Below are 18,391 nucleotides of genomic sequence, written 5' to 3' on the forward strand. Positions count from 1 at the left end.
CCAATTCCCTAGAGATGTTGTCAAACTAAAAATATCCACAAAGTAGTGGGCCTCGGCACATCACAGTTTACCCTCAGCAGAAGGTCGTAGTTTCTCCACGGTTCCATAGGCATAGGTCAAGCATGGGGTTGGGGACAATTCTAAGACGTTAAACAGCTTATTTGCATTTGACAAAAGAGTACACTGACCTACTTACTACTGACCTTCGATGCCCTTTAACATACGGTCGCCCCAATATAATGGAGGAGGTTGACGGTTATTCCCATGACATTTTGGACTACCTGGCAAGACTACAAGAATACTCAGAAAGAAGTCGAATTGCCTACCAACACCGCAGCTCACATTCCAGTAAAGATTCGCTATGTGGATGTGGGCACCGATCAAACCGGCACCATTCTGTTGATGCATGGGATTCCCACGTGGGGCTATCTTTACCATGAGGTGATTCCACCTTTGGTCGAGGCTGGCTATCGAGTGATCGCTCCCGATTTTTTAGGCCATGGGTGGTCAGATAGACGCGATCGCTTTGACCGCTCATTTCAAGATCAGGCCAGAATGATCCTTGAATTATTAAAAATACTGGCACTGTCTCAAGTCCATGTCGTTGGTCACGATACGGGGGGAGCCGTTGCGCTAATTCTGGCGATCGAACATCCCCAGGTAGTCAACCAACTGGTGATTAGCAACTCCGTCTGCTATGACCGTTTTGATGACGACATGCTCGATTTTGGTCATCCGCTGCGATGGAAACCACGCCCCATTGACGACTTAATCGCTGCGCTAGAAGAAAGTCTGGCCATGGGCCTTTCTCACCCTGACCGATTAACCGCTGACTTTAGAGAAGGCATCATTGCCCCTTGGGCTAGCCCAGAGGGAAAACTTAGTCTGCTGCGCAATGCCTCAGCCTTGAATGCTAATCAGACGATGGCCCTTGTTGATCGTCACGAAAACATTGCCGCACCGACCATGCTTCTTTGGGGAATGGATGACCCCTGGCAAAAAGCAGAGGATGGTCAGCAGTTAGCAACAGAGATTCCAGGTGCCGTCTTTAAACCGATCGAAAATGCATCCCATTGGATACAGCAGGATGCTCCCGAAGAATTCACCTCAGCCCTACTAAAATTTCTGTGGTAAAGGTCATACTGTCGCATTTTATTTTTGGATCTGGGATACGGGGGATTACCGTCGGACTATACAAACAATATCTTTACAAAAGTTTACAAATATTGCTCATGTTAAGCAATATTTTTGTTGTTAAAGTAGTGACTATTACTTTAAACAAAGGTCATGTTGTTTAAAGTGAGGTACCAGGCTCAATAGTTACGCCTGTCACTCGACAGGTGTGGATTGTTAGAGTACTATCCCCAAATGGTGTGAGACGTTTTGTGATCGCAGCAAAAGTAGAAACATTTTGTTCGATCAATCGATCAGATTATTGTTTTTCAGTTATTGCAAAGTTAGTTGTCAAAATCCATCAACACCCAATCCATACATTTTGACTTAGGGTTAACCCATTGGTAGTCAACGGTTCTACCATATCCTTCCCCTAGTCAGCGTGCAAAAACCACCTCACTGAAATTGCTTGTTCCATGTCTTCTTAACGCAGAAAACCGCTGACCTATGTTTTCTTGCTCGCAAGACTGGACCAGCAACTGAGAGAACATTATGAAAGTAATTCAAAAAAAGCGATTTAATCCAACCATTGCCCAATCGTCCTGCCAAGGAAAACCACCATTAAACTACTCTCAGGCAAGCGAACAGATTCAATGTTGTTACATCAACAGCACCACACAATTTCAGATTGTTCGGGTGGCAAATGTCTCTAGTAATTTTCTCGAACGAATGGTCATGCCTCAGACCAGGCTTATCTTTGAAGCCGATCGAAATGATCACTTAGAAATTCATACGGGCTCTCCGATTAGCTCAATTTTGTCTGACAAGATTCCTTGTCACCGTCTAGCATATCAAGGGGACCACAACCGATGAAGATATTTCCGAATACCCGGTTGCTCAAATTTTTACGGGAAGAGCTTGCTGTTCCAGAGAAATCTATCGCATCAGCGTTACAACAAAGCGATCAAGATACCAGTCTCTTTCCCATAGTCCTATGGCAGTATGGGTTGATTAGCCTGGAGCAGCTTGATCAAACCTTTGATCTGCTGGCCTCTACCTATGGCGCTGGTAATAGGGCCCAGTTTTAGGAACGTTTTCTGGGTGATATTGCGGGTCGTCCTGCATTAGGTGTACTCATGCATCTAATGCAGATGGCTGGTGGCTAGTCGACGTACACTTGTGGATGAGTCGATGGGTGGATGCAATCGCTGCTAAATTTTTGCCATTGGGTGCTTGGCTCTTTAATGTTGTTTTCTTAAGCAACAGTTGTCTTATCAGCTTTTTTAGTAACTAATCGCTTAAAGCGCCAGATATAGATCGCAGCAGCCGTGATACTACCCAAGTAATAGCCGCTCCATAGCCCCACACCACCAAAGCCGACAATAAAGCCCAACATATAGCCGCTCAGTAAGCCGACGCCTAAAAACGCAGCGATACCGACTATTGCTGGAATATGAGTATCTTGAAGACCATAGAGCGCACCTAATGTGGTCTTTTGCACGGCGTCAAAGATGTGACCAATGGCCACTACGATGAGCATCGGCACCGCTAGTTGTAGAACTTCTCTGTTCTCAGGCTCGCTAACGTCTATGTAGAGTCCGATGATCGGTTCGCGAAAGATTATTAAGGCACTGGCCACTAAGACTGCTGTGACAAAGATAATGCCAATGCTAGTGCGCTCTGCTCGCTCAGTTCCCTTTAGATCGCGGCGACCAAACCACTGACCGACTCGGGCAGTTGTGGCAAATGACATACCCAACGGAATCATGAAAACCATCAGCCCCGTCTGCAGCGCAATCTGATGGGCGGCTAAAACATCCGTACCTAGAATTCCCATCAGGTAAGTTATTGCTAGAACTAGACCATACTCAAAGAAAATAGAGACACCAATGGGTGCCCCAACCACGAGCAGCACTTTCAACAGATCTATTCTCAGGCGATACCACGTTTGAAATAAACGGTAGGCTTTTAGTTCTGGATGCTTGAGTAAATAGATGATCAGCGCAGCGAACATGCCCCACCAGGAGAGCGCACTCGCTAGGGCTAATCCTGCTAGCTCCATCCGTGGAAAGCCGAACTTACCAAAGCCTAGAACATAGTTGGCCATAATGTTGAAGAGTGTCCCGCCGATCACGATCACCATAATCATGCGAGCTTGGGACAGTCCGGATACTACGCCTCTGAGCATCGCAAAACCAACGGCAGGAAACAGACCCCACAAAATAAAGTCGAGGTAGCTACTCGCTAAGGTGACTGTCTCTGGTGTTTGCCTTAGCCATAGCATAAGGGTGTTGGCCTGGGAGAGTGCCCACATCGCTAAAACCGATACGCCTACTGTCAACCAAAGCCCCTGTCTCGTTACCTGCTCTATGCGAGCTTTGCAACCTGCACCATAGGCTTCAGCCACTAGCGGGCTTACCCCCATGACCACGCCGCTGATTGTGTTGAGAACCACTTGGAAGGTGAAAGAGGCAAGGCCGCCCGCTGCTAAAACTTTCCATCCCAAATGGCCCATCATAACAGTATCGACGAAGCCAGTCGCAGCCTGGGCCATTTGGGCACTCACGAGGGGAATGGCCAGCTTGAATAGCGATCGCACTTCAGTTCGAACCGAAGAAGATAAAATAATAGCCACGATGTCTCTAAAGTTTGTATCTAAGTATGGTGTGTCTTTAAGATACGAACCTTAAAAAGACGGGTATATCAGCTCTTCGCGCTTTTTATCAGGTTCTTGCTATTGCTTGAGAAACCGCTTCGGTGTAGTGCCAACGTGACGTCTAAAGTGCTGTGTCAAGTGACTCTGGCTGGAGAACCCAACTGTCAGTGCAACGTCTGCGATGCTTAGCTTCCTTTGGAGTAACAGCCGCTTGGCCCACTCAACGCGACACCTTAAAACGTACTGATAAGGGGAGTACCCCAAGGACTGCTTAAACAGTCTAGAGAAATGGTGCATGCTCATACCGACCATTTGAGACAGCTCGCCGAGAGAGAGATCTGTCGCTAGGTTTGTATAAATATAGTCGACCGCGAGCTGCAGCTTGTGTTTGGGCAACCCATCTGAATAGTCTCGGATCACTGGCAGTTGTGATGAGTATGTCTTGATCAAGTGAATGGCCAGTACTGAGGATATGGACTCAGCTAACAGGCGAGTCTTGTTAGCTTCTATTGCTGATGTATCAACGTGCCTACTTTCTAGTTCCGTCTTGAGCGAGAGACCAAGCTGTTGAATTAGCGGATCTCGGATATTAGGTTGAGGCAGAATTTCTAAACGATCTGCATCAAGCGATTCATGGGCAATTTGCGAAAATAGTGTAGGGGTGAGGTAAATCTCAACATATTCTGCATCTGCGTTCCAAGTCTCTTTGAGTGAGTGAGTTGTTGGATAGATGCTAACGCTACCATAGGTTTGAAATTCGTTAGTAGCGAGTCCGTTTTTCCAGGTCTGCTGTAGGGTCAGTGGCTGACCGAGATGGATGCTGATCAAACACTGCTTTGGCCGATACTCTGGCGTCTCGTGAGGTGGTTGACAATAGTAGCCAAGATGAATTCCTTGCCAAGATAAGTCTTTGCTAGAAAGCAGGGGTTTATCAGGATAGACATCAAGTACAGATGTCTCTTGAGTAAAGTCAATGGCTAGCGTTCGGCGGTCAGTCACAGGATCTAGCAGGTTACAAGATTCATGATGCCCTACAGGATACAGCGATTTAGCGTCTAATACCTAGACTTAAAGAGGTAGTCTCACGTTAACAGGTCTTCAGGTTAGGAGTTGTTAAGAAACAATTTTATGGTTTGAAGAGTTTAACCTTTCCCCTAACTTTGCCGTAACCCATACCACGCCAATATCTCTAAGGTAATCGACATCTTAGGAAAACTAGCCATAATCAAACGATGAGCTTAATTTTCAACAAGTCCTTACCTATTATCCATATAGTACGCTTGAGCTTACAATAACCCGCTTTGCTAATCTCAATTTTCCCCTTCCAAGAGAATCAACCGCAGAGGGTCTAAATGAACTGTCCAGGGCATGGGCTGATCTTTAAGCACCGCCCATTTTTCTTTAAATACTTCAGCCTGTAAATGATAATCTTGCTTCCCTGTTGAAGGATGATGGAGTTTTAAGTATAGGGTCATCCGATGGGGAGTTTCACTGGTGGCAGCCAGCCAGCAGGGGAACGTGTTGGCATGGGGTGTGGGGCTGTCTACAGGTTCTCTGCCAAATCCCTGGGCAAGAAAATCGATTTGGTGAGCGCGGATACCAATTTGGGTGAGATTTGCAGACAGCGGTTCAACGGTTTCGAGAATACACTGCCAGTGACGGGCTTCAACATGATGTGTGCCGTGGGCAATGGCGGGTGAGAAGTTTTTGCAGCCTGTGAGCTGAGCGACACCAACGGTGCGCGGCTGCTCAAAAATGAGATGTTTGGGGCCATGGGCAATGGCATTTCCTCCATTTAATACCAGCAGCCGATGACACATGCGATAGGCTTCTTCTAAATTATGGGTCACCAGTAGGGTAATGCCGCGATAGCTCTGTAGTCGGTCGATGAGCTGATGTTCAATCTGGTCACGTAGATGGGTGTCGAGGGCAGAAAAGGGTTCATCCAGCAGGAGGACTTCAGGTTGACTGGCCAGGGCACGGGCTAGGGCCACTCGCTGCTGTTGTCCACCTGATAGTTCATGGGGATAGCGGTTTGCCAATGTCCCTAGATGAACGGCTGCTAGCTGCTGGGCAACAACGGTTTGAATTTGATCCGGTGGCAGCTTGCGATGTAGACCAAAGGCCACATTTTGCCCAATGGTCAGGTGGGGAAACAGGGCATAGTTTTGGAATAGAATACCGATTTTGCGATCGCAAATAGGTACATTAATGCCGTTTTCTGAATCAAACAATACCCGACCGTTTAACACAATTCGACCAGCATCGGGGGTCTCAATACCTGCAAGACAGCGCAAAATCAAACTTTTGCCCGCCCCCGATGGTCCCAATAGCCCTAACGGCTGATCGTCCGTTGTGAACGAAACATTGAGGGTAAAGTTTGGCAAGTGTTTTGTGAGGTTGACAGAAAGCGTTGGTGCATCGGCAGATGAATAGGTAGATGGATACATCAGCGGACTGGGAGATGTCCGATCTGTTGTCTTCCCTGTATCGTCTACTTCGTTACTTTTGAGCTTTACACTCTCTTCTCTCTTTTTTCCTTTTTTACTTAGCCCTGGCTGCCATTGATTGACTAACACCAACGCCCCTAATGCCACAATCAAGATCACTCCGGTCCAAATCGCCGCTTCATAAAAGTCTCCCCCCTCAACCGCAAAATAGATGGCCATGGGTAGGGTTTGGGTTCGCCCTGGAATGTTGCCCGCCAGCATCAGTGTGGCCCCAAATTCTCCGAGCGCGCGGGCAAAGGCGAGGGTGGCCCCGGCAATCAGCCCCGGCAGTGCCAGGGGTAGAGTGATGCGCCAAAACACAGTTAGCTCCGAAGCACCCAGGGTGCGAGCCGCCTGTTGTAGATTACTATCAATTTGCTCAAACGCCCCCAACGTTGTTTTATACATCAGGGGTAGCGCCACCACCGTTGCGGTTATAATCGCCGCATACCAGGTAAAAACAACGCTAATGCCAGCATTGGTCAACAGCATCCCCAGTGGACCCCTTTTGCCCAGCAATATGAGTAGTAAAAACCCGAGCACAGTGGGCGGTAGCACCATGGGCGCTAGTAAAATGCTGTCTAGCAAGGCGCGACCGCGACCGCGATAGTGGTGCATAAAGTTGGCCGCAGCAATGCCCACAAAAAATGTGACAGCAGTGGCAATCGTCGCAATGCGCAACGATATCCAAAGGGGAGAGAGATCCAGCATGGGATTGTTATAAACGAATTGCGTTAAAGCCAAACTCTGTAAACATTGTCTGAGCGGTCTCGGTTGTTAAAAAGTCAATAAACCGTTGGGCGGCGGCAGGCTGAGTGCTATTGCTGACAATGGCAATTGGATACACAATCGGCAGATGAAATTCTTCGGGTACCGTGGCTAATACTTGAACCTGACGGGATAGCGCAGCATCGGTGGCGTACACAATGCCGAGTTCAACATTGCCGCTTTCCACAGCTGCTAAAACATTGCGGACACTGTTGCTAAAGACAAACTTAGATTGCAATGTGTCTAACAGCTCTAGCTGTTGAAATGCCTGCTGCGCATATTGACCCGCTGGCACACTGCGAAATTCTCCGACGGCAATGCTGTTTATATCCGTGGTCTTAAGCTCAGCGATATCGGTAATGTCTAGGGCTGAGTCAATGGCAGTCACTAAGGCTAAACGATTGGTTACCAATTCTTGACGAGAATCAGGCAAAATTAGCCCTTTATCTGAAAGCGCATCCATTTGTTGAGAGGCGGCGGCAAAAAAGATATCAGCCGGAGCCCCCTGTTCTATTTGGCGCTGAAGTGCTCCTGAGGAGGCAAAATTGTAGTCTATGGCGATATCGGGATGGGCTTCAGTAAATGGGGCTATAATCTTCTCTAGGGCATCTTGTAAACTGGCCGCAGCAGAGACCGTAAGGGTTATGGTGCTACCAGAGCCGACGGTTTGATCTTCACGACTACAGCCCACGGCAACTGACCCAGAGACTAGACCCGTGAGAAAGAGGGTGAGACATTTACGGCGTTGCATGGGGAGGGCGCTGGGTTATGGGAATAAGAACGTGGACTACGGTCATTATTAAGGGCTTGTTAAAAATTAAGCTCATAGTTTAATTATGATCGTTTTGTCTAACAAAGAATGGAATGATGTCTCCTTTTAGAATTTTGTCGCAGCGCGCAAAATTCTAAATCACCTCGCCGGATACTCAACTATGCGATTAGGGATATCGCTGATGTTTTTCCGTTGGGTTCTAGGGCGGCGGAACGCCCTAGCCATGGGGGTGTGGGGAACTCGGCGGGACCCCACGCAGCCGGTTTTGCTAAGTGCCGACCCTCCCACAATACATCGATTAAGCATGGGTCAACCGCGATAGGGGTTGCTCAGGGCTTTCCTCCCTGAAACCCTCCTGTTCGTGGGGGCCTCAACTCCCCCCCACCCCCCGAAAGGGGGATGTCGCTCATTACCAAGATTCAGGTTTGGCAGGAGTTACGGCAAGGTCAGGGTAAATGTTGTTGTGTCCAATGTTTATCAAAACTCAACGCCCTGAGCTAAGCCTAAGACTCAGCTCAGGTTCAGGCTTAGCTCAGGCTCAAAGTCTCTTATGCCTGGGGTTGGGTCTGTGGATAGAGACCTAGCTGGTGAGCCAACTCACGGGCAATAAAAACGAGAAACTTAGCGGCATCAGGATTGTCTTGGTGGGCAAAATAGCTGGCAGTCTGCATTAGAGCCTGTACAAATCCGGCATCTAACAGGTCAGGGTCAGCATTAAGAATCTCGGGTTCTTCTCCGTTAGGGCAGGTGAGCAGTCGGTCAATTAATCCCAAGTACATTGCCTGACGCGGCTCGGGTGGATTGGGTGGAGTGTTCATAGGTTCTCTGGTTTAGGCAACAGGAGTAGGGGCTTGGTACGCGGCTGACAGACTGTCAGGTATCAGGGCCGGGTAGGCCGGAGCGAGCTCTTTAAATAAAACAGTACTTAGATACCGTTCGCCAAAGCTGGGTTGAATGATGACAATGAGCTTGTCTTTATTTTCAGGACGCTGTCCGACTTGAACAGCTGCAGCCAGGGCAGCACCGGCAGAAATTCCAGACAGTAGTCCTTCTTCTCGAGCAAGACGGCGGCTAAAGTCAATAGCGGCTGCATCGGTGACGGTGACAGTCTCGTCGATTAAATCAACCCGCAGCACCGGGGGGATAAACCCAGCGCCAATGCCTTGAATTTTGTGGGGACCGGCACTGCCACCCGATAGTACAGGACTGTTAGTCGGTTCTACGGCAATGGCTCGAAAACTCTCTTTTTTAAGTTTTAGTGCCTGGGCAACACCGGTAATTGTGCCGCCGGTACCAACACCGGCCACTACCATATCCACCTGGCCATCGGTATCATTCCAGATTTCTTCCGCTGTGGTTTCGCGATGGATTTGTGGGTTGGCTGGATTTTCAAACTGTTGGGGCATAAAGGCATTGGGCAGCTGAGCCGTAATCTCCTGGGCCTTTGCGATCGCACCGTTCATGCCCTGACTACCCGGCGTTAACACCAGCTCTGCCCCATAGGCGTTGAGCATGGCCCGACGCTCCAGGCTCATGGTATCTGGCATTGTTAGGATGAGGCGATAGCCCTTGGCCGCAGCCACCATGGCCAGGGCAATGCCAGTGTTGCCGGAGGTGGGCTCTACTAGAACAGTCCGATCAGGTGCGATCGCACCTGATACCTCAGCCGCATGGATCATATTGGCACCAATGCGGTCTTTAACCGATGCTGCCGGATTCATGCCCTCTAGCTTCAGTAAAATCTTGGCAACACAGCCCTCGGCTTGAGGAATTCGATTCAGCTGTACCAGGGGGGTTTGGCCAATCAGCTGGGTTACATCTTTAGCAACCTTCATAAGGGGGGTCTCCTATTCGTTGGGACAATCCCTTGATAATAGTCTCTTATAGGCTACATCAGTGTTGGTGAAACAACTGTACACCTCTAACTTTTTTCAGAAAACCCTATCGTTTGCGGGCAACAATATTGTACAAATGCCAGTGCTTTTCCTCGCCCAGTGCGGTTTTGCCAGGATGTTCCTCTTCATCTAAAAGCTCCACATTGAAATAACTTAGCAATTCTTCAATCTGGGAGCGCGTGTGAAAATTTATATCGCCATAGATGGTCCAAGAGTCGCGATCGCCAAACAAATGTCCGCAAAATCGACCGCCTGGTCTTAATGCCATGACAATTTCTTCCCAAAGCGTTGGGAAACAGTCTGGTTTACACATGGGTAAACAAAAGCTAGCGTTGATCAAATCCACGTCCGGTGGTAGCGTTAGCTCTTCAAATTGCTGTACGCGAGTTTCTAAATACGTTCGATTAATATCCGAACGCCGCCGTAGTCGAATAATCGCTTCAGATTCTCCGTCAATGGCAATCACTCGCCAATTCTGTCGCAGCAGTTCCACCGTGTCACGCCCGTCACCACAGCCTAAATCCACCGCAGTCCTACGCGCATTAGCCAACGGCTCAGCCGAGAAACGTTCAAGGGCCGTTAACAATGTTTCACGGGGAGGGCGACCGGCAACGGCCTGATAATAATCGGCCCATCTACGGTGAAACTGGGTTGAATTAGTGGTGGCTGATGGCCCAGGGTTTATGGGCCATCGATTCAAAAAGTCAGACATGATCATAGGTGTGCCCACGGGAGCATCAGTTAAGCAGCCAAGACTGGAAAGTCAGCTTTTAATAATTCTAGCCAATCGGCAATTCGTTGTTCTGTTTTATCGCTCTCATTGATTTCATCGAGGGGCAAGCCAACAAACTGACCGTCTCGAATGGCAGTGGACTTCTCAAATGAGTAGCCTTCAGTAGAAACAGCCCCCACCAGCTTTGCTCCCAAGGCCTTAAACTGATCATAGAGAATTCCTAGGGCACCTACAAAGTGCTTACTGTGGCCTTCACAATCACCTGGGCCAAAGAGCGCAATAGTTTTTCCAGAGAAGTTGGGCTTGTCGACTTCCATATCAAACAGGGGTTCACGCCAATCGTTTTGCACTTCTCCAGCCCCCCATGTAGAGCAGCCGAGCAGCAGGTAATCATATTTCAGCAGGTCATCCACATCATCAAAGTCTTCTTCCATATTGTACAAATCGCAGATATCTTCGCCAATTTCTTCCTGAAGTTTTTCTGCAATTTCTTCGGTGGTACCCGAGGTACTACCATAAAAGATGCCAATCTTTGTCATGGTTTCAACTCCTAAAATTTGCAAAGTATTTAAAATAAACTAGACCAAAGTCAGGTATCAGACCTCTTAGGAGACTTTTGTCCGTACGTAAACCGACTGAATCATAGCCTGGGTCAGCGGTACTGTACCCTGGCGAGTGCGAACCACAAATCGGGGAGAGCGCTGCTCTAAACTTAAGGAGGTGCCCGGAGACAATCCTGATTTTCTGAGCTGGTCGGCAACGGCTGGGTTAATGCCCCTAATCCGGGAAATAACGCCACGTTCACCAACTTTTAATGCCTTAAGAGAAGCCCCAGATACAGTAAACCTAGTAAACATGGCCAATCTCTAGTCTCCTAAATAAGTTAATCGTCAGCTAACCGTTACTAAACTAAATACGCCTCCATGTGGGTTTTAATCGTGCAGTCCGAACGGGGATAAGCAACACAAAGTAAAACAAAGCCTTTATCGATTTGTTCATCCTCTAAAAACGACTGGTCTTCTTGATCAATTTCGCCTTCGACAATTTTCCCGACACAGCTAGAACAGGCTCCGGACTTGCAGGAAAACGGTAGCTCAATATCGTTCTCCTCTGCTGCATCTAGAATATATGTATCGTCATCGACAGGAATTGTAATATCAATTTTGCGCTTTTTGTTGATGAGGTGAACCTGATACGTTGTCATAACAAGTCTCCTTAATAAGTGAGGGTGAGAATTGGATAAGATGAGAGGTAGATGCGAGAAAAATCAATTGTCCTTCTCTGCTTTTCTAGGAACAGGGAGTCCCAGCGGGGCCACAGTCTGCCGCTTGGAAGGACTTACCGCAGCCACAGGTATCAGTAGCATTGGGGTTGGTGAACTTAAAGCCGCTTTCCAATAAACTGTCAATGTAGTCCACCACCACCCCATCTAATAGGGGAGCACTTTTCGGATCAACAAAAACTTTGAGGCTGCCTGATTCTGTAATCTCATCATCAGGATTTGGAGCATCAGCTATTTTAATAGCGTATTCGTAGCCATTACAGCCGCCGTCTTTCACCGCCAGACGAACACCTCGCGTGGGGGTATAGTCAGGAGTGCCACGAACAAACGTACGAAGACGAAGTTCGGCGAGTTCGGTAAGGGTAACAGTCATGGTGGTGAGTAAAAGTGAGTGGACAGGTCTAGCTGAAATTACGATTTTGAGCACCCATGGGGGGCGTCAGCAGCAAAACTAGAAGAATTAAACTTTTTAAGAGAATCGGGGCAATGGCTAAACCGACTACGAGACAAGCTACAGCAACAAGACTAGCGATAAACCGAATAGCTTCGTCAGAGACAAACTTTAGGAGCTGCCAGAAGATGAAAGTAAGGCCCAAAAAGATGAGAGCAGTCCAGGGCATGGTTCAAGATAACAAGTTCAACAGGATGAAATGGGAGTAGCCGTAAGTGAATCAGCTACCTGCGTCATCTGGCCACAGGTAGGGCAGTTGGGATCGTGATAAGAGCGACGTTTAGCAAATTCGGCACGGGCCAAATCCATAGTTAGCAATTGCCCTAGCAAAGGTTCGCCCAAGCCAGTGATCAGTTTAATTGCCTCCAGTGCGGCCAGACAAGCAAGGGTCCCTGACACCGCGCCCAATACTCCAAACCCCCAGCGATCCCAGTCTGGCTTTTCAGGGAAGAGACAGGTAAGACAGGGTGTGTGTCCCGGCACGATGGTGGTGAGATAGGCTTCCATGCTGTTCATGGCAGCTTCCACCATGGGCTTTTGCCATCGCACACAGGCACTATTGAGCAAGTCTCGTTCTTTAAAATCAAAAGCGCAGTCTAGGGCGATATCGGCTTGCTGGACGAGTACGCCAATGTTGTTGTCACTAACGTATTCGCACACAGCCTCAATCTCGATGTCAGGGTTGAGATTGTGCAATGTTTCCTGGGCTTTAAAGACACGAGGCTTACCTACCCAATCATCGGTCATGAGAATTTGTCGATTGAGATCCTCCCGTTGCAGGTTGCCACCGCGTACCAAGATCAGCTTACCAACTCCGGCTACGGCCAGATAGAGAGCGGCTGTTCCCCCTAAGCCACCCACCCCCGTAACCAGGGCCGTAGTGTTTTTTAGCTGGCGTTGTCCAGCTTCACCCAGTCCAGGCAACATCATTTGGCGGCGGTAGCGTTCGAGTTCGGTGGGGGAGAGGGAGAGGAGCATGGTGGCAGTGGGCGGTGGGCAGTGGGCAGTGGGCAGTGGGCAGTGGATTACTCCACAGTAATATCGGAGAGCATGACTACGTTCTTCGGTCTGTCTTGGAAGACTTTGAAGAGTTTTTGTTCCACGGAAGAGGAGGTTAAAAACAAATCGTAGGCGGTTTGCAGGGCCTGGCGATAGGCTTTCAGCTTTTGTTCTTCGGGTTGGGCTTTATCTTCGTCTTTGACAAGCTGGGCAAATTTCCGCAAGATATGCAAACGATTGACATTGACCACCTGCGGGTCATAGGCCAAGCCAAAAAACTGAAAATAGTCTTCAGCGTCTTTGAGCTGGTTAAACTGAGCTAAGGTACGAGTTAACGTTGTCATTGATCGGCCTCCAAGGTTTTGAGTTGCTCTTTGAGTTCACGCAATTGACAATAGATGTCATAGGTGCGAGCAGCAGCGGTGGGCAATTCTTCTAAATCAGTAGGTAAGCCTTCGGCAATGTCATGCAGGTCCATTTTCATCTGGCCCGCTTTGCTATTTAGCCTTCTGATTTGTTTTTTCAGATCGTCAAGGGTGGTCGGTGTCGTAGTTTCGGGCATGGGACAAACGAATGATAAAGGAAAGGTAGGGGAGAGCGGCCCCTACCCGGCTGCAGGCTTGACTAAAGGTTACAAACGGCGGGAAACCGCTGGGCTAGATCAATACCTTTTTGGACTAATTTTTCTCCTTCGGCGTTCATCTTTTCTAGGGTGTCAAAGCCGAAGCGTTGGGCATCTCGTAGGGTTTTGGACACTAGAATTAGGCGGCCAGAAAAGATCAGTGCCCAGCCGAAGCCTTCGTGGCTGAGGTCGACTACCACTTGAGAAAGCTGACCGGTTTCTTGCTCAATACAAGCTGCGATCGCACGATAGAATGCCATAATCCGCGCCATGGTAATCGGATCAACGTCCCCTTCCACCGGAATTGTCCGACGCTTTTTCTTAGGAATGATATAGGGCTTCAGTAAAATCTCATCGGCCCAGTTCCGATAGGTGCCATAGGCATCGTTAGCACGAATCTGCTGAACAATTGCCTTGAGGAATAGGGAACTATCAATCACTAATGCGGCATCTAATTCAGTCGTTTTTGGGTCAGTGGCAGCAACAGGACTCATACAATTACTTCCTCTTCAATGGTTTCAAAGTCATCATCAAACGTTAAAGCAGGTTTGTTTTTACTCAAAGCCTTACGTAGCCATGGTGGCGGGCTATGCTTGAGAGATTGCACCAGACGGGCCAGTACATCCCCAATTTCATCGTTGCCAGAGCCGGTCTTGATCGGAGTAATATTTTTGCAAATCAGACGGGCCGCAGCACTACCCCCAATCGCAGAAACATAGACAATGGTGCAGTTTTGCAAAGCTTTAACCTTGGGCTCTAGCTTATCTTCGTTACCGTCTTCCTTGAGATCACCCTCAAATTTCAGCGCTTCTAGAAAAGTGTAGCCAGTGGTATCCACCTCATAAACATCGATCTGTCGGGCCCAACCAAAGTGGGCATTGATGTGTAACGAATCTTGGGTAGCAAAGGCAATTCTCATCGTTAAATCTCCTTGTGCATACTTACACGTAACCTTCTCGCCAGGCATGAACCTGGGCATGGGCATCAGTTTCATCGACCTCCATAAAAATGTTGCCGATATCAAACAAAAGCTGAGTAGTGCCGTCATAACCGACGGTGTAGCGTTGACCGTTACCAAGCCGATCAAATACTGGGAAGCCAAGGCGATAGAGGGGAATACCCAGGCGCTTTGAAATCGCTTTGGCATTGGAGTTGGCAATTAACAGGTCCGCACCCTGGGCGAGATCTTCAAAGTCTTCCAAATCGCCAATAGTAACCGTATCAGCTGGCAAGGTTTTGAGTAGTTTGGATGTAGTTGTCGTCACAGCCGCATGAATTTCAGCCCCCGTGGTTGTCAGCCACCAGGCAATCCTATGCAGCAGGTCAGGCTCCAGCGCCAGGGCAACTCGCTTACGACCAAAGAAAAAGTGGGTATCGAGGATGGCATCCTGTAACTGCCGACGCTGGTGACGGAATTTTTCAGGCACAGGGCGACCACTTAGCTCTGAAAGCTCTTGTAAAAAGCTGTCCACAGCACCCAGACCGGTGAGACTATTAAAGAGTCTGAACTCAGTACCAAAACGCTGTTGCAAAATTTCAGCCGCCAGCTTCATACTGTTGCCAATCGCCAGGGTGAATGAAGAATAGGCCAACGACTTCAGCTGATTAAGCGTGGTACCTCCATTGGTGAGACCGGAGTAACTATCGGCTAAATGGCCGTCAAGAGACTTAGACAGATCAGGAACAAACACTGGATTGAGCCCAAAGGCCGTCACCATGTCTTTAACCGCCTGTACATCGCCAGGAGCTAGAGATGAACCGGCCAGGACCGTTACCTGGGAAGGCATACCAGGTACAGCGTAGGTATAGAATGAATCGCTACCCTGTTGTCGCAGTTCGTCTTGCCCACTATCCGGAATATCCCGTACCAATGCCTCTACAGCGGCGGCATAGCCATCCTGTAACGCTCCTTTAAAGTCTGGCGTCGATGCAAATGCAATGGGCAGTGAGGACAGCTCGGGGTGACGCTGCCGGAATTCCTTTAAGATTCCCTGCATATCATCGCCTCGGGTTTCCGTCAGTCCGGTTGTACACAAGCCGATAATGGCTGGCTTGGTTTTCTCCAATAGCGTTAAGATTGCTGTCTCCACATTGCCTTCGCCGCCTAGAATTGTGGTGACCTCTGTCATAGCAGTCGTAGACATAGGGACCGCTTCTCGGAAATGGCGTACTAACATGACCTTGGCAAATGCGGTACACCCCTGGGAGCCATGGAAGAGCGGCATCATGCCTTTGATGCCTAAGTAGGCCAGAGCTGCACCTAGAGGCTGGCTTTGCTTGAGGGGATTAACAGTGACGGATTTTCTACGGGAGAGAACTTTTGTGGAAGCCTGGGCAGGATGAGCCAGAGAAGCTCCAGGCTGATCCCAGGCTCCGCCAACGCTATCCCATGGGGCTTCACGTCGCACCTGTTCCCAAATGGGGCTATGCAGAGCTTCATCCAGCTCTTTTGCCATCTCAATCATCCCCAGATAGCCCGCATAGGGATGGTGGCGTTCCTGGTTGATATCAAGGAAGGGGATTCTCGCTTTTAGAGCCGTGTACTGATTACGACCACCGGCAATCAACATGTCAGCTTTAGTTTTGGCAACCACCCTCAGGAGTTCCTGAGCATTGCCTTTGTTCATCATGATGCCGTCTTTACCCAGCAGATTTTTGATCCGGGCCTTATCTTCTTCGGTACTCTTTTTGGTACTCGTGGCCACGACATCAATGCCTAGATCCTTAGCAGCCGAGATAATCGACCAGCTTTTAACACCCCCTGTATAGAGAACAACTCGCTTGCCTTTGAGACGTTGACGATAGGGAGCCAGAGCAATGTCCAGTTTACTGGTCTCTTCTTTTATTAAAGTCTCAACACGGGCCTGCAGGTCAGAGTCGCCTAGTTTAGCCGCGATCTCTCGCAGCAAACGATTCATATCTTCAATGCCATAAATTGACTCTTCGATGTAAGGAATCCCATAGTGTTCCTCCATCGTATGGGCCATATTGATCAAGGCTTTAGAACAAATCATCACGTTGAGTTTGGCCCGGTGGGCACAGGCCACTTCGTTATATCGGGCATCACCGGTAATCTTAGCCAGCACTCGAATTCCTAGCTTTTCCAACAGCGGTAACAGGCCCCACATTTCTCCGGCAATGTTATACTCGCCGATTAAATTTATGTCATAGGGTGTGGTATATTCAGGTTCCCGAGTACCGACAACATGCTCTAGCAGTGCTTCACCCCCAATCCGGTTACCAAGATTCTTACTACCCACAAAGCCAGGAGAACTGACCGGCACGACAGGAATGTCAAAATTTTTGCTAGCCGCCTGACAGACAGCATCCAGGTCATCGCCAATCAGCGCTGTCACACAGGTGAGATAAACAAAGATTGCGGCGGGGCTGTAGCGTTCTTTAACGTCATGAATTGCCTTGTAGAGCTTATTTTCACCACCAAAGATAATGTCGTTTTCACTCAGATCAGTGGTGAATCCCATTTGGTAGATCCTGGGACCAGAGGAAAGACTGCCACGACTACCCCAGGAATTACCTGAACAAGCAATGGGTCCATGGACCAAATGGGCCACATCGGTGATCGGCACCAGGGCAATACTGGCCCCGTCAAAGGCACATCCTCCTTGGGCAGCACCAGGCTGTGCCTGCTGTTGACAGGCTTTTTTCTGGCCCTTACCATCTTTCTTATGGTTGTGCTCACAGCCAGGCTGGGTCAGGAGTTCATTGATTTTGCCAGAGGTCATTTTCATGGCGATAAAGAAGGAGGAGGTTACAGTGTTTTGTTATCCCTTAGCGAATATAGGTGGAGATATTTTCGCCACAGGCATCCATCAGGTAGGTCAATGCTCGTAGTCGCAGATCGACAATTTCCTCGTAAACTGGGTTAAGTCTACAGAGGGCCGGGATATGAACGGTGTACCCAAAAAGAGAAATATCTCGTTCAAACGGACAATGACTGGGAATGACTCGACAAATTAAATGGGCAGTTCGGGAATTGGTAACCTGAATCTGATTAATCCAGCGACGTAGTGGGCCAAGGAGACTGGTGCGTTGAGACGTTTTCTCCAGGACGGGGGTGGGTTGTTGGGGGTGAGATGTGAGGATAGCCATTGGTTCTTACCAATCTGGTTGTTCAATCAGGGGCGGGCGCTCTTCTGCTAGATCGAGTTCTTTTTTAAGACAGCCGACGACATAGTTGGTTTCTAGAAAATGCACAGAATAAATATAAGCCCGTTGTAAATAGGTGCCGATGCCAACGATATAGCCGATATCGCCTTTTTTAGCGAGATGAAAACCGATATCTTTGCCAGGAAAGGTGCCGTCGTTGCGGATAAGCTTGCGAACACGGACACGATCGCCCATGTCAAAGTAGGGGGGAGAGTCGATTTCGATTTCTTCGCTGAGTTTCATGGGGAGGGGAGGGGGGGAGTAGGGGCTGGTCTTGTGCCTGCCCTTGGTCGTAGGGAGGAGCGAAAAAAGAGGAGGGAAGAGGGAAGAGGGAAGAGGGAAGAGGGAAGAGGGAAGAGGGAAGAGGGAAGAGGGAAGAGGGAAGAGGGAAGAGGGAAGAGGGAAGAGGGAAGAGGGAAGAGGGAAGAGGGTTAGGGGTTGTGG

Annotated in this window: 25 protein-coding genes; 5 read left to right on the plus strand and 20 right to left on the minus strand. The window is 48.9% G+C overall.

Annotated features, from left to right (window positions below):
• The first annotated feature begins 264 nt into the window (after nucleotides 1–264).
• The 3 genes from QGP82_RS00325 (at nucleotide 265) to QGP82_RS00335 (ending at nucleotide 2,201) form a co-directional block, all read left to right on the plus strand.
• Nucleotides 265–1,134 carry an alpha/beta fold hydrolase gene (locus QGP82_RS00325; RefSeq protein ID WP_163697176.1) on the plus strand — a complete coding sequence of 290 codons (870 nt, stop codon included), beginning with the start codon at nucleotides 265–267 and terminating at the stop codon, nucleotides 1,132–1,134.
• 531 nt (nucleotides 1,135–1,665) lie between these two features.
• A complete protein-coding gene (locus QGP82_RS00330; protein WP_163663168.1) occupies nucleotides 1,666–1,986 on the plus strand; it encodes a DUF1830 domain-containing protein in 321 nt (106 codons plus the stop codon).
• Nucleotides 1,983–2,201, plus strand: a complete 219-nt coding sequence (locus QGP82_RS00335; protein WP_163663170.1) for a DUF2949 domain-containing protein — start codon at nucleotides 1,983–1,985, stop codon at nucleotides 2,199–2,201. The genes QGP82_RS00330 and QGP82_RS00335 overlap by 4 nt, the downstream gene beginning before the upstream one ends.
• Before the next feature lie 167 nt (nucleotides 2,202–2,368).
• On the opposite strand, the gene QGP82_RS00340 is transcribed toward QGP82_RS00335, so the two are convergent.
• From QGP82_RS00340 to modA, 4 genes are all read right to left on the minus strand, one after another.
• The gene (locus tag QGP82_RS00340; RefSeq protein ID WP_499056597.1) at nucleotides 2,369–3,748 is read right to left on the minus strand and encodes an MATE family efflux transporter; all 1,380 of its coding nucleotides are present in this window, start codon (nucleotides 3,746–3,748) and stop codon (nucleotides 2,369–2,371) included.
• Nucleotides 3,749–3,847: 99 nt separating this feature from the next.
• A complete protein-coding gene (locus QGP82_RS00345; protein ID WP_499056598.1) occupies nucleotides 3,848–4,768 on the minus strand; it encodes a helix-turn-helix domain-containing protein in 921 nt (306 codons plus the stop codon).
• Between the two features lie 311 nt (nucleotides 4,769–5,079).
• Nucleotides 5,080–6,969 (minus strand): molybdate ABC transporter permease subunit, encoded by a 1,890-nt coding sequence (modB, locus tag QGP82_RS00350; RefSeq protein ID WP_499056599.1) that lies wholly within the window; start codon nucleotides 6,967–6,969, stop codon nucleotides 5,080–5,082.
• A 7-nt stretch (nucleotides 6,970–6,976) separates the two neighbouring features.
• Nucleotides 6,977–7,777 (minus strand): molybdate ABC transporter substrate-binding protein, encoded by an 801-nt coding sequence (gene modA, locus QGP82_RS00355; protein ID WP_499056601.1) that lies wholly within the window; start codon nucleotides 7,775–7,777, stop codon nucleotides 6,977–6,979.
• Nucleotides 7,778–7,958: 181 nt separating this feature from the next.
• Here modA and QGP82_RS00360 point away from each other — a divergent pair, with 181 nt between their 5' ends.
• On the plus strand, nucleotides 7,959–8,120 hold the full coding sequence (locus tag QGP82_RS00360; protein ID WP_499056602.1) for a hypothetical protein: 162 nt from the start codon (nucleotides 7,959–7,961) through the stop codon (nucleotides 8,118–8,120).
• Nucleotides 8,121–8,346: 226 nt separating this feature from the next.
• Here QGP82_RS00360 and QGP82_RS00365 read toward each other — a convergent pair whose 3' ends face one another.
• From QGP82_RS00365 to QGP82_RS00440, 16 genes are all read right to left on the minus strand, one after another.
• Complete coding sequence (locus tag QGP82_RS00365; protein ID WP_458789485.1) at nucleotides 8,347–8,616, minus strand: hypothetical protein; 270 nt, start codon at nucleotides 8,614–8,616, stop codon at nucleotides 8,347–8,349.
• A gap of 12 nt (nucleotides 8,617–8,628) precedes the next feature.
• On the minus strand, nucleotides 8,629–9,633 hold the full coding sequence (gene cysK, locus QGP82_RS00370) for a cysteine synthase A (protein WP_499056603.1): 1,005 nt from the start codon (nucleotides 9,631–9,633) through the stop codon (nucleotides 8,629–8,631).
• A gap of 106 nt (nucleotides 9,634–9,739) precedes the next feature.
• Complete coding sequence (locus QGP82_RS00375; protein ID WP_250564636.1) at nucleotides 9,740–10,411, minus strand: class I SAM-dependent methyltransferase; 672 nt, start codon at nucleotides 10,409–10,411, stop codon at nucleotides 9,740–9,742.
• Between the two features lie 23 nt (nucleotides 10,412–10,434).
• Nucleotides 10,435–10,965 (minus strand): flavodoxin, encoded by a 531-nt coding sequence (locus tag QGP82_RS00380; RefSeq protein ID WP_006514499.1) that lies wholly within the window; start codon nucleotides 10,963–10,965, stop codon nucleotides 10,435–10,437.
• 66 nt (nucleotides 10,966–11,031) lie between these two features.
• The gene (locus QGP82_RS00385) at nucleotides 11,032–11,283 is read right to left on the minus strand and encodes a ferrous iron transport protein A (protein ID WP_163697186.1); all 252 of its coding nucleotides are present in this window, start codon (nucleotides 11,281–11,283) and stop codon (nucleotides 11,032–11,034) included.
• 47 nt (nucleotides 11,284–11,330) lie between these two features.
• Entirely contained in the window at nucleotides 11,331–11,630 is a 300-nt protein-coding gene (locus tag QGP82_RS00390) for a 2Fe-2S iron-sulfur cluster-binding protein (RefSeq protein ID WP_006514497.1), read from the minus strand.
• A gap of 85 nt (nucleotides 11,631–11,715) precedes the next feature.
• A complete protein-coding gene (locus tag QGP82_RS00395) occupies nucleotides 11,716–12,081 on the minus strand; it encodes a HesB/IscA family protein (protein WP_006514496.1) in 366 nt (121 codons plus the stop codon).
• A 28-nt stretch (nucleotides 12,082–12,109) separates the two neighbouring features.
• Complete coding sequence (locus QGP82_RS00400) at nucleotides 12,110–12,328, minus strand: hypothetical protein (RefSeq protein WP_163659261.1); 219 nt, start codon at nucleotides 12,326–12,328, stop codon at nucleotides 12,110–12,112.
• Nucleotides 12,329–12,345: 17 nt separating this feature from the next.
• Entirely contained in the window at nucleotides 12,346–13,137 is a 792-nt protein-coding gene (locus QGP82_RS00405) for a HesA/MoeB/ThiF family protein (RefSeq protein ID WP_163659260.1), read from the minus strand.
• 47 nt (nucleotides 13,138–13,184) lie between these two features.
• Nucleotides 13,185–13,502 (minus strand): nitrogenase-stabilizing/protective protein NifW, encoded by a 318-nt coding sequence (nifW, locus tag QGP82_RS00410; protein ID WP_163659259.1) that lies wholly within the window; start codon nucleotides 13,500–13,502, stop codon nucleotides 13,185–13,187.
• Nucleotides 13,499–13,720: a CCE_0567 family metalloprotein gene (locus QGP82_RS00415; RefSeq protein ID WP_163700763.1), complete on the minus strand. Its 222-nt coding sequence runs from the start codon at nucleotides 13,718–13,720 to the stop codon at nucleotides 13,499–13,501. Before QGP82_RS00415 ends, nifW begins: the two co-directional genes overlap by 4 nt.
• Nucleotides 13,721–13,782: 62 nt before the next feature.
• Nucleotides 13,783–14,274, minus strand: a complete 492-nt coding sequence (locus QGP82_RS00420) for a NifX-associated nitrogen fixation protein (RefSeq protein ID WP_499056606.1) — start codon at nucleotides 14,272–14,274, stop codon at nucleotides 13,783–13,785.
• Nucleotides 14,271–14,699 carry a nitrogen fixation protein NifX gene (gene nifX, locus QGP82_RS00425; RefSeq protein ID WP_163659257.1) on the minus strand — a complete coding sequence of 143 codons (429 nt, stop codon included), beginning with the start codon at nucleotides 14,697–14,699 and terminating at the stop codon, nucleotides 14,271–14,273. The genes QGP82_RS00420 and nifX overlap by 4 nt, the downstream gene beginning before the upstream one ends.
• Nucleotides 14,700–14,721: 22 nt before the next feature.
• A complete protein-coding gene (locus QGP82_RS00430; RefSeq protein WP_499056608.1) occupies nucleotides 14,722–17,529 on the minus strand; it encodes a bifunctional nitrogenase iron-molybdenum cofactor biosynthesis protein NifEN in 2,808 nt (935 codons plus the stop codon).
• Between the two features lie 40 nt (nucleotides 17,530–17,569).
• Nucleotides 17,570–17,890 (minus strand): Mo-dependent nitrogenase C-terminal domain-containing protein, encoded by a 321-nt coding sequence (locus QGP82_RS00435; protein ID WP_499056609.1) that lies wholly within the window; start codon nucleotides 17,888–17,890, stop codon nucleotides 17,570–17,572.
• A gap of 6 nt (nucleotides 17,891–17,896) precedes the next feature.
• The gene (locus QGP82_RS00440; RefSeq protein ID WP_006514487.1) at nucleotides 17,897–18,190 is read right to left on the minus strand and encodes a nitrogen fixation protein NifZ; all 294 of its coding nucleotides are present in this window, start codon (nucleotides 18,188–18,190) and stop codon (nucleotides 17,897–17,899) included.
• Between the two features lie 33 nt (nucleotides 18,191–18,223).
• Here QGP82_RS00440 and QGP82_RS00445 point away from each other — a divergent pair, with 33 nt between their 5' ends.
• The gene (locus QGP82_RS00445) at nucleotides 18,224–18,382 is read left to right on the plus strand and encodes a hypothetical protein (protein ID WP_499056610.1); all 159 of its coding nucleotides are present in this window, start codon (nucleotides 18,224–18,226) and stop codon (nucleotides 18,380–18,382) included.
• The last annotated feature ends 9 nt before the right edge of the window (nucleotides 18,383–18,391 follow it).

It is taken from the genome of Leptothoe sp. LEGE 181152 (assembly GCF_032906605.1).
GTDB classification, from domain to species: domain Bacteria; phylum Cyanobacteriota; class Cyanobacteriia; order Phormidesmidales; family Phormidesmidaceae; genus Leptothoe; species Leptothoe turfae.

What these genes read in the sequence shown, in the direction of transcription:
- QGP82_RS00325 (WP_163697176.1), top strand. Translation starts at nt 265, where the DNA reads ATGACATTTTGGACTACCTGGCAAGACTACAAGAATACTCAGAAAGAA.
- QGP82_RS00330 (WP_163663168.1), top strand. Translation starts at nt 1,666, where the DNA reads ATGAAAGTAATTCAAAAAAAGCGATTTAATCCAACCATTGCCCAATCG.
- QGP82_RS00335 (WP_163663170.1), top strand. Translation starts at nt 1,983, where the DNA reads ATGAAGATATTTCCGAATACCCGGTTGCTCAAATTTTTACGGGAAGAG.
- modB (WP_499056599.1), bottom strand. Translation starts at nt 6,969, where the DNA reads ATGCTGGATCTCTCTCCCCTTTGGATATCGTTGCGCATTGCGACGATT.
- modA (WP_499056601.1), bottom strand. Translation starts at nt 7,777, where the DNA reads ATGCAACGCCGTAAATGTCTCACCCTCTTTCTCACGGGTCTAGTCTCT.
- QGP82_RS00360 (WP_499056602.1), top strand. Translation starts at nt 7,959, where the DNA reads ATGCGATTAGGGATATCGCTGATGTTTTTCCGTTGGGTTCTAGGGCGG.
- QGP82_RS00365 (WP_458789485.1), bottom strand. Translation starts at nt 8,616, where the DNA reads ATGAACACTCCACCCAATCCACCCGAGCCGCGTCAGGCAATGTACTTG.
- cysK (WP_499056603.1), bottom strand. Translation starts at nt 9,633, where the DNA reads ATGAAGGTTGCTAAAGATGTAACCCAGCTGATTGGCCAAACCCCCCTG.
- QGP82_RS00375 (WP_250564636.1), bottom strand. Translation starts at nt 10,411, where the DNA reads ATGATCATGTCTGACTTTTTGAATCGATGGCCCATAAACCCTGGGCCA.
- QGP82_RS00380 (WP_006514499.1), bottom strand. Translation starts at nt 10,965, where the DNA reads ATGACAAAGATTGGCATCTTTTATGGTAGTACCTCGGGTACCACCGAA.
- QGP82_RS00385 (WP_163697186.1), bottom strand. Translation starts at nt 11,283, where the DNA reads ATGTTTACTAGGTTTACTGTATCTGGGGCTTCTCTTAAGGCATTAAAA.
- QGP82_RS00390 (WP_006514497.1), bottom strand. Translation starts at nt 11,630, where the DNA reads ATGACAACGTATCAGGTTCACCTCATCAACAAAAAGCGCAAAATTGAT.
- QGP82_RS00395 (WP_006514496.1), bottom strand. Translation starts at nt 12,081, where the DNA reads ATGACTGTTACCCTTACCGAACTCGCCGAACTTCGTCTTCGTACGTTT.
- QGP82_RS00400 (WP_163659261.1), bottom strand. Translation starts at nt 12,328, where the DNA reads ATGCCCTGGACTGCTCTCATCTTTTTGGGCCTTACTTTCATCTTCTGG.
- QGP82_RS00405 (WP_163659260.1), bottom strand. Translation starts at nt 13,137, where the DNA reads ATGCTCCTCTCCCTCTCCCCCACCGAACTCGAACGCTACCGCCGCCAA.
- nifW (WP_163659259.1), bottom strand. Translation starts at nt 13,502, where the DNA reads ATGACAACGTTAACTCGTACCTTAGCTCAGTTTAACCAGCTCAAAGAC.
- QGP82_RS00415 (WP_163700763.1), bottom strand. Translation starts at nt 13,720, where the DNA reads ATGCCCGAAACTACGACACCGACCACCCTTGACGATCTGAAAAAACAA.
- QGP82_RS00420 (WP_499056606.1), bottom strand. Translation starts at nt 14,274, where the DNA reads ATGAGTCCTGTTGCTGCCACTGACCCAAAAACGACTGAATTAGATGCC.
- nifX (WP_163659257.1), bottom strand. Translation starts at nt 14,699, where the DNA reads ATGAGAATTGCCTTTGCTACCCAAGATTCGTTACACATCAATGCCCAC.
- QGP82_RS00430 (WP_499056608.1), bottom strand. Translation starts at nt 17,529, where the DNA reads ATGAAAATGACCTCTGGCAAAATCAATGAACTCCTGACCCAGCCTGGC.
- QGP82_RS00435 (WP_499056609.1), bottom strand. Translation starts at nt 17,890, where the DNA reads ATGGCTATCCTCACATCTCACCCCCAACAACCCACCCCCGTCCTGGAG.
- QGP82_RS00440 (WP_006514487.1), bottom strand. Translation starts at nt 18,190, where the DNA reads ATGAAACTCAGCGAAGAAATCGAAATCGACTCTCCCCCCTACTTTGAC.